Annotated in this window: 11 protein-coding genes; 8 read left to right on the forward strand and 3 right to left on the reverse strand. The window is 37.1% G+C overall.

From position 1 onward, the window contains the following. Positions 1-83: 83 nt before the first annotated feature. A complete protein-coding gene (locus tag DSM02_RS08720) occupies positions 84-380 on the reverse strand; it encodes an HU family DNA-binding protein (RefSeq protein WP_028376886.1) in 297 nt (98 codons plus the stop codon). 128 nt (positions 381-508) lie between these two features. Here DSM02_RS08720 and mutY point away from each other — a divergent pair, with 128 nt between their 5' ends. The 5 genes from mutY (at position 509) to DSM02_RS08745 (ending at position 5,125) form a co-directional block, all read left to right on the forward strand. Next, positions 509-1,603, forward strand: coding sequence for an A/G-specific adenine glycosylase (gene mutY, locus DSM02_RS08725; RefSeq protein WP_128765253.1), 1,095 nt, complete (start codon positions 509-511; stop codon positions 1,601-1,603). A 142-nt stretch (positions 1,604-1,745) separates the two neighbouring features. Then, positions 1,746-2,213: a single-stranded DNA-binding protein gene (locus tag DSM02_RS08730; protein ID WP_128765254.1), complete on the forward strand. Its 468-nt coding sequence runs from the start codon at positions 1,746-1,748 to the stop codon at positions 2,211-2,213. A gap of 27 nt (positions 2,214-2,240) precedes the next feature. Then, positions 2,241-3,569, forward strand: a complete 1,329-nt coding sequence (locus DSM02_RS08735; protein WP_128765255.1) for a gliding motility-associated protein GldE — start codon at positions 2,241-2,243, stop codon at positions 3,567-3,569. 18 nt (positions 3,570-3,587) lie between these two features. Next, the gene (gldD, locus tag DSM02_RS08740; protein WP_164918269.1) at positions 3,588-4,154 is read left to right on the forward strand and encodes a gliding motility lipoprotein GldD; all 567 of its coding nucleotides are present in this window, start codon (positions 3,588-3,590) and stop codon (positions 4,152-4,154) included. A gap of 59 nt (positions 4,155-4,213) precedes the next feature. Then, complete coding sequence (locus DSM02_RS08745) at positions 4,214-5,125, forward strand: DMT family transporter (protein WP_128765256.1); 912 nt, start codon at positions 4,214-4,216, stop codon at positions 5,123-5,125. A 15-nt stretch (positions 5,126-5,140) separates the two neighbouring features. On the opposite strand, the gene DSM02_RS08750 is transcribed toward DSM02_RS08745, so the two are convergent. Continuing rightward, positions 5,141-7,210 (reverse strand): M16 family metallopeptidase, encoded by a 2,070-nt coding sequence (locus DSM02_RS08750; protein WP_128765257.1) that lies wholly within the window; start codon positions 7,208-7,210, stop codon positions 5,141-5,143. 54 nt (positions 7,211-7,264) lie between these two features. Next, positions 7,265-8,584: a M16 family metallopeptidase gene (locus tag DSM02_RS08755; RefSeq protein ID WP_128765258.1), complete on the reverse strand. Its 1,320-nt coding sequence runs from the start codon at positions 8,582-8,584 to the stop codon at positions 7,265-7,267. A 208-nt stretch (positions 8,585-8,792) separates the two neighbouring features. Here DSM02_RS08755 and DSM02_RS08760 point away from each other — a divergent pair, with 208 nt between their 5' ends. From DSM02_RS08760 to rpmA, 3 genes are all read left to right on the forward strand, one after another. Beyond that, positions 8,793-9,260, forward strand: a complete 468-nt coding sequence (locus DSM02_RS08760; RefSeq protein ID WP_128765271.1) for a DUF4199 domain-containing protein — start codon at positions 8,793-8,795, stop codon at positions 9,258-9,260. Positions 9,261-9,361: 101 nt separating this feature from the next. Continuing rightward, the gene (rplU, locus tag DSM02_RS08765) at positions 9,362-10,018 is read left to right on the forward strand and encodes a 50S ribosomal protein L21 (protein ID WP_128765259.1); all 657 of its coding nucleotides are present in this window, start codon (positions 9,362-9,364) and stop codon (positions 10,016-10,018) included. A 49-nt stretch (positions 10,019-10,067) separates the two neighbouring features. Beyond that, positions 10,068-10,331, forward strand: coding sequence for a 50S ribosomal protein L27 (rpmA, locus tag DSM02_RS08770; protein ID WP_073096222.1), 264 nt, complete (start codon positions 10,068-10,070; stop codon positions 10,329-10,331). The last annotated feature ends 169 nt before the right edge of the window (positions 10,332-10,500 follow it).

Below are 10,500 nucleotides of genomic sequence, written 5' to 3' on the forward strand. Positions count from 1 at the left end.
CGTTTTTTACGCTTGTGCGTCGCTACCTTGTGTCTTTTTCTTTTCTTACCACTTGGCATAAGAGCTCAATTTAAAATTAATAGTTAGTTTTCGTCTACAGATACATTAGACTTAACGCCTTCTACAAAAACCTTAGCAGGTTTAAAAGCAGGAATGTTATGTGCAGGTATCTTTATAGTAGTGTTCTTAGAAATGTTACGGCCGGTTTTCTCAGCACGTGTTTTAATGATAAAACTTCCAAAACCTCTTAGGTAAACATTGTCTCCGCTTTCTAAAGAGTTTTTTACCTCTGTCATGAAAGTTTCAACAGTTGCTTGTACATCGTTTTTTTCAATTCCTAGTTTTTCAGAAATTTTGGCAACAATATCTGCTTTTGTCATTACTTGTTATTTTAGGGGGTTAAAAATTTTCAAGGGTGCAAATATACACATTATTAAATCAATATTTCAAACGTAAAAGATTAAAATATAACTAGATAAACGCATAAATTGACCAAAAGGTATTTTTTGTGTTAAACTTTTCTAATAAACTCATAAACTGGTATTTACAAAACAAGCGGGAGTTGCCATGGCGGCAAATTAATGATCCGTATCGCATTTGGCTATCAGAAATTATACTTCAACAAACGCGAGTTGAGCAGGGAACACCCTACTATTTTAAGTTTACGGAGGCTTTTTCTGACATAAAAGCGTTAGCTGATGCTCATGAAGATGAAGTTTTAAAACTTTGGCAAGGACTGGGCTATTATTCACGGGCACGCAACCTGCACGCAACTGCAAAAAAGGTTGCTTATGAACTGGATGGAAAATTCCCCGATACCTACTCTGAAATAAAGAAATTAAAAGGAGTAGGAGATTATACGGCAAGTGCAATTGCTTCTATTTGTTTTGATGAAGCTACAGCTGTAGTAGATGGTAATGTCTATCGCGTACTTTCTCGAATTTTTGGGATAGACACTCCTATAGATAGTACGCCGGGTAAAAAAGAATTTAAAGCTTTGGCTCAAAATTTAATTGATGCTGACGATGCTGCAAATTTTAATCAGGCGATTATGGAATTTGGAGCTACGCAGTGCAAGCCCAAAAATCCGTATTGTTTGCATTGTCCTTTTAATGAAGATTGTGTGGCTTTTCAGCATGGAAAAATCGATAAGCTTCCGGTGAAGAAAGGAAAGATCAAAGTGAAGAATCGGTTTTTTAATTATCTCTTATTTATAACTACAGAAGGAGAGACGGTTTTAAATCAACGCGAAGATAAAGGGATCTGGCGTGGACTGTTTGATTTTCCGTTATTAGAGACCGAGGCAGACTTGACGAAAGAAAATTTTCGCGACAGCGTAAAAGATCTGAAGATTACAGGAGAGACAAAGCCGGTTGTATTCGCAGAGCTTCCTGTAATCGATATAATCTTACAACAGCAAGATCCTATTATTCACAAATTATCGCATCAAAAGCTTCACGTAAAATTTTGGGTAATAAAACTGAAAAATAAATCAGGCCTTAAAACCGTTTCTTTCGATGATTTTGAGAATTATGCCGTACCTCGCGTAATAGACCGTTTTATGGAAGGGTTTGATTATAAATGTTTTGTTTCTGTAGGCTAAGAATAAATACGGCTGTATTTGCCTTAAGTTAGTTTGCTTGAAATCGGCTATTCTGCGTGTGTCTTTATTGTGAGGGTTAACTTGTTTTTAGTTGAGCAACTCCTTAATTTTAGTTACTTTTGACCTTTAAAATATAGAGAATATGTCTGGTACGTTAAATAAAGTAATGCTCATAGGGCACACGGGGGATGATGTAAAGATGCACTATTTTGAGGGTGGTGGCGCTATAGGGCGTTTTCCGCTTGCTACAAATGAAACGTATACAAACAGAACTACCGGTGAGCGTGTGAGTAATACCGAGTGGCACAATGTTGTTGTACGTAACAAGGGTGCAGAAATTTGCGAAAAATATTTAAAAAAGGGTGATAAAGTCTATGTAGAGGGGCGTATTAAAACCCGTAAGTGGCAAGATGAGTCTGGTACAGAACGGTATAGTACAGAAATACAATGTACAGATTTTACATTCTTAACACCAAAAGACGCCAGTGGAATGCCACAGCAAGGTGCGCAACCTGCGCAAAAATCTGCTGCACCAGCAGCTCCAAAGGCGAGTCCGTCTCCTGTGTCTCCTGCTTATGATGATGAAGAGGAAGATGATTTACCATTTTAATAATGCCTACCAACTAAATTAATTTCATTGGATCCTGACCCCCCAAGTTTATTAATTATTCAGCAAGGTTTTTCTGTAACTTCGGTTGTAGAAATTATTGCCGTTCTTATTTTACTGGTTTGTTCTGCGCTTATAAGCGGTACTGAGGTTGCCTTTTTTGCCCTTACACCATCAGATCTTGAGCTCGATGTAGAGAAACAAACCAGACAACAAAATCTGGTTGTACGTTTGCTAGAAAAGCCTAAGAAACTTCTCGCTACCATTCTTGTTGCCAATAACTTTATCAATATTGCAATTGTTCTCATTTTTGCCAATCTGGGAGAGACGCTTTTTTCAGGTCTTGAGAAATACCAGTTCTGGATCATTAATCTGCGTTTTCTGGTAGAAGTTGTTGCAGTGACCTTCTTGATATTAATGTTTGGTGAAATTTTACCGAAAGTGTATGCTAACAGGAATAAGGTAGAATTTTCAGGGAAAATGGCGTATCCGATGTTGGTTTTAGATTTTATCATTTCGCCATTAAGTACTCCTATGCGGGCGGTTACATTATTGTTGCAGGATAAATTTGGTAAGCAAAAAGCAAATATTAGTATAGATCAACTGGGGCAGGCATTAGAACTTACCAGTGAAGAGGATACTTCTGTAGAAGAGCAAAAGATCTTAAAGGGAATTGTGAGTTTTGGTAATACCGATACCAAACAGGTTATGAAGCCGCGTATGGATATTTTTGCACTCAATCAAGAGCTTACTTATGCAGAGATTATTCCTCTCGTTATCGAAAATGGCTATTCTCGAATTCCTGTTTTTACCGAAAATATAGATAATATCGCCGGTATCTTATATGTGAAAGATTTGCTTCCGCATATAGATAAAGAAGATTTTGAGTGGACAAGTCTGTTGCGAGATCCTTATTTTGTGCCCGAAAATAAAAAGCTAGACGATTTGCTTAACGAGTTTAAAGATAAGCGTAATCACCTGGCAATTGTAGTTGATGAGTATGGTGGTACGAGCGGATTGATCTCTATGGAAGACATCATCGAAGAAATCGTGGGCGATATCAGTGATGAGTTTGATGATGAGGATATCATCTTTTCTAAGCTAGACGATAACAATTATATCTTTGAAGGAAAGACTTCGCTCAAGGATTTTTACAAGGTTATCAGACTTGATGATAACTCAGCTTTTGAAGAGAATAAAGGAGAAGCAGAGACTCTAGCCGGTTTTCTTCTCGAGATTTCAAAAGGATTTCCCCGGAAAAATGAGATACTAAATTTTGAGCATTACGCGTTTACTATTGAGGTGATCGATCAAAAGCGTATCAAACAAATCAAGCTTACGATCAAAGATCTCGACTAGCACAAATTCTAATTTCAATTGAAAAATTTCAGCTTTACATTCGTGCTTTTTTTAGTACTTACGAGCTTCGGTTCGTGTAAAGAGGATGTGCTGCCTAAACCCAATGCTTTTTTAGCTCTCAATTACAATACCCCGGAATATACGCTCTACGGAAGTGAAACTTGTCCCTATGAGTTTATGAAAAATACCAGCGCAGTTGTGCGTTACAAAAGCGATTGTTCTGTGATTTTAGAATATCCTGATATGGATGGAGCCTTGTATCTTACGTACCGAAATGTAGATGGTAACATCAAACAATTGCTTACCGATGCGCAGAAACTTACCTACGAGCATGTGATCAAAGCAGATAATATAGCTGAAGAAAAATACATCAATCCTGAGCATAACGTATACGGGATGTTTTATGATGTTGCCGGGAATGCAGCTTCTCAGTCTCAGTTTTATGTTACAGACAGCACCTCGTATTTTATCACGGGTTCTATCTACTTTAATGTAACGCCTAATTACGACAGTATTTTGCCTGCAGCAGCTTATTTAAAGACAGATATCCGTCATCTGATGGAAAGCCTGCGCTGGAAGAAATAAGTCCATATTCAACTTCTATTCTATTTTTTAATTACAATTTTGCAGGCTCAACGTGTACTATGCAAAACAATACTAAAAAGTGGGTTTACCTTTTTATTTTAGCTCTCATTTGGGGAACTTCTTATATTCTTATCAAAAAAGGATTAGTAGGCTTAAGTCCGTTGCAATTAGGAGCATTTAGAATTGTGTTTACCACGATCTTTTTGTTTTTAATGGGTTTTAGAACATTGTTTAAAATCCCAAAAGAGAAATGGCCCTGGGTGGCATTGAGTGCGCTGCTGGGAACATTTTTGCCGGTTTTTCTATTTGCTTTTGCCGAAACTCAAATTGACAGCAGTATTGCTTCAATATTGAATTCACTGGTTCCACTATTTACAATATTCTTAGGCTACTTAGTCTTTAAGATTCCGTTTAACGGAAATCAAATATTAGGAGTTTTATTAGGTTTATTGGGAGCCGGAATACTGATCTTTCAAGGCGCTGAAGTGAATCCTGAGCAGAACTATATGTTTTCAGGTTTAGTAGTTGTAGCTGCCTTTTGTTATGCCGGAAACGCTAATATTTTAAAATCAAAACTTCAAGAATTATCATCACTGGGAATTGCAGTCGGGAATTTTGCAGTTATGCTGATACCGGCGATATTGGTGCTTTATTTCTCCGGTGGGATGACCGTTGATGTTGAAAATCCGCTAATTACAGAATCCTTGATCTATATTGCATTACTGGCTTTCTTTGGTACAGCTCTGGCTAAGATTTTATTCAATAAACTGGTTCAGATTTCTTCAGCAGTGTTCTCTACTTCTGTCACCTATTTAATTCCTATTGTGGGTATTTTTTGGGGATTGCTCGATGGAGAGCGTCTGACCTTGATTCATCTTCTGGGAACTTTGGTAATTCTAACCGGTGTTTACCTCGTTAACGCCAATAGAAAACAAAAAAAAGACCGACGGTTAAGTCGGTCTTTGAAATAAGTAAGTACTTAAATTTTATTGAAAATCAGCGTCGCTTACGCCTTCATTTACTTTAATTTCAGTAAAGGTAAACTCAATGTTCTGAGGTCCCATAGACTGAGATAATTTATAAGGAACAAGAATTGCTCCTGCGTCTTTGTAGTCACCATACATAACCGTTTGAACAAAAGTTTGTCCTTGCATTTCCTGAGTAGTCTCTTCTTTTAATTTTAAACCACTTTCAGTAGCGTAGAATGCTTTTTTAGTATCGTTTAAAGCGATTACATATGCGTTTTCGCCATCTACTTTTTCAACTTTCTCAAGCTTTACTGAAGCATCATTCATCATATCGAGTTCCGGGATGATTGCAGCTTCTTTTTTAAGTGCTGCAATTTGCTCTTCAGAAGGTGTAATTGTTTGTCCTTGTGCAGAAATAGAAGCGGTGTCACCGTTTAAAACCTGCTTAGACATCACATTCCCCATAACCGAGATTTCCTGTAAGAATTGATCTTTAGTTGTCTTTTTAATAGTTAACTTAAGAGGAGTTCCCTGAACGCTCCCTTCGCCCATCATCACGATAGAATTGATTCCTTCAATGGCATCTTTACCACCTATAGCTTCAATATAGTTGCTGAAAACTGTTGCTGCAGTAACACCTTCTGGCATGGCTAATTCATATTCTGGTTTTTCAACAGCATTAGCTTTTTTGTCGTAATATTTTACAGGAATGGTTTTTCCTTTAAACTGTACTTTTTCAAGATTATCAAGTACTTCGCTTCCTTTTCCGGCGATGATGATGCGCGCATTGTCTGATAAGAAATACTTCTTGGCTACACGTTGAACATCTTGAATAGTAACAGCATTTATCTTGCTTAAATAGTTTTGATAAAAATCTTTTGGAAGATTTTCGGTTTCAATATTTAAAGCAAAACGAGCTACAGTGCTTGGCTGCTCCAGAGAGCGTACAAAGCTACCTATATATTTAGCTTTTGCATTTTTAAGATCCTTTTCAGTAACGAGTTCTTGACGAATCTTGTCAATCTCTTCTAAAAAGGCAACTACAGAGCTGTCTGTAACCCTATTACGCACACTTGCTGAAGCGCTAAAAGAGGTCTTGCCGTATTTGTCATTGCTCATGCTAGAATAAGCCCCATAGGTATAGCCTTTATCTTCTCTAAGATTTAAGAATAAGCGGCCTTCTCCACCGCCACCCAGAATCTGATTGGCCATCAATACCGGGAAATAATCTGGATCACTCATTTTAAGTTCTACTAGATTCTCTACGATCACTTGTGACTGTACTGCATTAGGCATGTCTACAAAGTTGATTTCTGTAGTGGTAACGTTTTCTGGTGCTTTAAAGGTGTTGCTTAGATCGGTTCCTTTTTTCCAGTCTTTAAAGTTTTTAGAAACTGCTTTTTTGATGTCTTTAAAATTAACATCACCCACAACCACTAAATACGCGTTGTTAGGTATAAAAGCCTTGTTGTAAAATGCTTTTGCATCAGCAAGAGTAACTTTTTCTACAGCTTCTGGGGTTTCAAATTCACCCTTAGGATGATCTTTACCGTAAAGCAAAGCCCGGCTTACGGTACCTGCTGCTGCTTCAACACTTTTCTCATTGGTCTTTAAACCTTCGATAAGGATATTCTGTTCTTTTTCAAATTCTTCCTGAGTAAAATTAGGATTGATCGCTGCATCTGCAAGAAGCTCGAGAATTCGATCTGAATACTGTGAAAGTCCGCTGGCAGAAGCGTATTGAGGGCCAAAGTTAACACGAGCCCCCATATAGTCTACCTCTTCGTTATAATCGTCTTTGCTGATGCTTGTAGAACCTTTGCCTAATAATGCACCTGAAAGTGATGCTGCACCTATTTTATCATTTTCGGCGATTGGTGGGTTATCTAGCGTAAGGGTGTAAGCTACCCGGGGTAATTTATGGTTCTCAACAACAATAACTTTAAGTCCGTTTTTAAGCGTAAAAGTTTGGGGTTCACTCAGGTTAATTTCGGGAGCTGGACCTGCTTTAGGTTGCGTGCTGCGATCTACTTGTGCTACTGCGCCTACGCTGCAGATAAGTAGTAAGCTAAAAAATATTTTTTTCATCTAAATGTATTTTATTTTAGTTTTCTGATGGTTTCTTGTTTTGAAAACAACAGGCTATTGCTCTTCTTTTTTAGGAAGGTATTCTACTTCTACACGTTGATTAGGTTTTAGATATTTATTGGCAACCTCTTTGATCTCTTCACGTGTGATAGAGCGGTAAATATCTATTTCGGTGTTAATGAGGTTGGTGTCATCATAAAGCATATAATCTCTGGCAAGTGTGTTTGCAATACCTTCTACGCTTGAGTTTGAATTCACAAAATTAGTTTCAGCCTTATTTTGAAGTTTCTCATAGTCACTTTCAGAAATCAACGTGCTGCGTAATTTTGCGATTTCTTCTTCCATCCCTTCTAATAAAGTTTCGAGGCTGGTTTCACCTAAAGGAAGACCGTAAATGATATACATTCCATAATCTTCTTGCTCCAGATTGATTGCCCCAATTTGTAGTGCTTTTTTCTCTTCGTCAACCATTTTCTTATAAAGCTTAGAGCTTTTTCCATCGCTTAAATAAGAAGAGATCATGTTTAATACATAAGCGTCACGGCTTCCGTAACCCGGTGTGCGGTAAGCGGTAAGAATAGCCGGTACCTGAATGTTAGAGTCGTAAAACTGACTTCTTTTAGCTTCAGTTATAGGAGCTTCCTGAGGATAGCTGCGTTCAAGAGCAGGGCCGCTTGGGATAGGGCCAAAATACTCCTGAATCATTTTTTTAGTTTCAGAAACATCAAGATCACCTGCAACAACTAAAACAGCATTGCTGGGCTTATAATATTTGTCAAAATATGCTTGAAACTCTTCTAAAGAAGCTGCATCAAGATCTTCCATATAGCCTACGTTAGGATCTTTATAAGGATGCTTATCAAAAAGCTGCTCGCTAATTGCAAATAGAAATTGACCATAAGGAGAATTGTCATAACGCAAGCGACGCTCTTCTTTAACAACTTCATTCTGAGTATCTACACCGTCTTGTTTGATAATAGGGTGAAGCATACGCTCCGATTCCATCCACAATCCTAATTCTAAATTATTAGATGGGAAAACCTCGTAATAATACGTACGGTCTTGAGAAGTATTAGCATTGTTGGTTCCGCCATTAGAACTTACGATCTCAAACCATTTACCGTTCTCTATATTTTCGGTTCCTTCAAAAAGTAAGTGTTCAAAAAAGTGAGCAAAACCCGTACGGCCATCTTCGCGATCTTTACCACCTACGTGATACATAACTGCTGTAGTGACAACGGGAGCCGTATTATCTTGATGTAAGATTACGTGAAGACCGTTGTCTAAATCATATTCTTCAAATTCTACTTCCTGAGCGGTAGCAGTAAAGCTCAAAGCTAAAATTGAAGCAATTGAAAAAAGAGTCTTTTTCATGTATATAGTTTTTGTTTTAGTTACTCGTATAAGTAATGTGTAAGATGATATTGTTACAGAATCAACCTGTTAATTGATAATAAATTACCCTAAGTTATAATAGTTAAAATATTTTATATTTTAGAAATAGACTTAATTTTTAACAGCTTTTTAGCTGAAATACAACATTTTAATTGAGAACTTTATGAGTAATCAAAAATTTACAATTATGCTTAAAGTCGCACTTCCTATACGTTTTGGCATCGCAATTACTGCGGGACTTATTGCTTATTTTTTAGTATTGGCTCTTTTTGGGCTGCATACAAATCCTATATTCAGTCTGTTTAATGGCGTTATTACCGGCTTTGGTATCTATGAAGCTATCAAATATTATAAGCTTAGTAAAGGCAAAGATTTTGAATATGGTGATGGTTTTTCTGTGGGTGTTGTTACCGGTTTTGTTTCAACAATTTTATTCACTGCGTTCTTTGCATTATATGCTGGTAATTTGAATCCTGATTTTCTAAGTAATATGATTGCTGCTTGGGAGACTACATATAATACAAGTTTGGGTAGTGTGATCTTTGTGGTTGCCATTATGGGCTTTGCTACAAGTATAGTGCTTACGCTCAGTTTTATGCAATTATTTAAGCCCAGTTGGAATACCAAGAAAAAGCATAAAACTTCACAGGTTTAATTTTTCATTATACATTTGTATTGTAAGTAAATAGCTGTATATTTGCGCCCTCTTAAATCACAAGGTTTAAGATTTTAAAAACTATTTTTAATCATTACGCTATGTACGCAATTGTAGAGATAGCAGGGCAGCAATTTAAAGTTGCAAAAGACCAGAAAGTTTTTGTTAACCGCTTGGCAGGAGAAGAAGGAGACGATGTTTCTTTCGATAAAGTTCTTTTGACAGGTGACGGTGACAACATCACTTTAGGCGCCCCGGCTATAGAAGGTGCTCTAGTAGGAGCAAAAATTTCACGTCATTTAAAAGGAGACAAGGTAATTGTTTTCAAAAAGAAAAGACGTAAAGGCTATAAGAAGAAAAATGGTCACCGTCAATCTTTAACCGAGATTGTAATTGGCGATATTTCTTTAAAAGGAGGCAAAAAAGCGGCTCCTAAAGCTGAGAAAAAACAAGAAGCAAAAGCTGAAGCCCCAAAAGCTCAAAAAGCAAAAGCTTCATCAAAAGGAGATGATCTTAAAAAGATCGAAGGTGCTGGACCAAAAGCTGCTGAAGCATTAGTAGCTGCAGGTATTGACACTTTTGCTAAAGTTGCAAAAACTTCTCCAGAGAAATTGAGCGAAGTTCTTTCTGAGGCAAGCTCTAGATTAAGTCACTTAGTTACCGATACTTGGCCAAAGCAAGCTGCTTTAGCTGCAGAAGGTAAATGGGATGAGCTTAAAGAATTACAAGATAATTTAGACGGCGGGATCGAAAAATAATCCTTAGATTATTTGATTACGTTAAGTATAACCATAAAACTAGAATAAGATGGCTCACAAAAAAGGAGTAGGTAGTTCTAAAAACGGTAGAGAATCAGAATCGAAACGTCTAGGTGTTAAGATTTTTGGTGGTCAGGCTGCTGTTGCTGGTAATATCATTGTTAGACAACGTGGTAACACACATCACCCAGGTGATAATGTTTATGGTGGTAAAGATCATACCTTACATGCAAAAGTAGACGGTGTTGTTAAGTTTACTAAAAAGAAAGACAACAAGTCTTACGTATCTATAGTTCCTGCTGCAGAAGCTTAAGATTTACGTAATAAATATAAAAAACCCATCATCTCAATTTTGAGATGATGGGTTTTTTGTTTTTAATTTATGTCCCGTCCTGAAATAGCGATACACTAAAACCTTAGTGTAATGAAAACACCCTCAAAGAGTGGTTATGCAAAAAGAACCCAAAAAGACTACTCGCTTT

Source organism: Leeuwenhoekiella polynyae (assembly GCF_004104075.1).
GTDB lineage: Bacteria > Bacteroidota > Bacteroidia > Flavobacteriales > Flavobacteriaceae > Leeuwenhoekiella > Leeuwenhoekiella polynyae.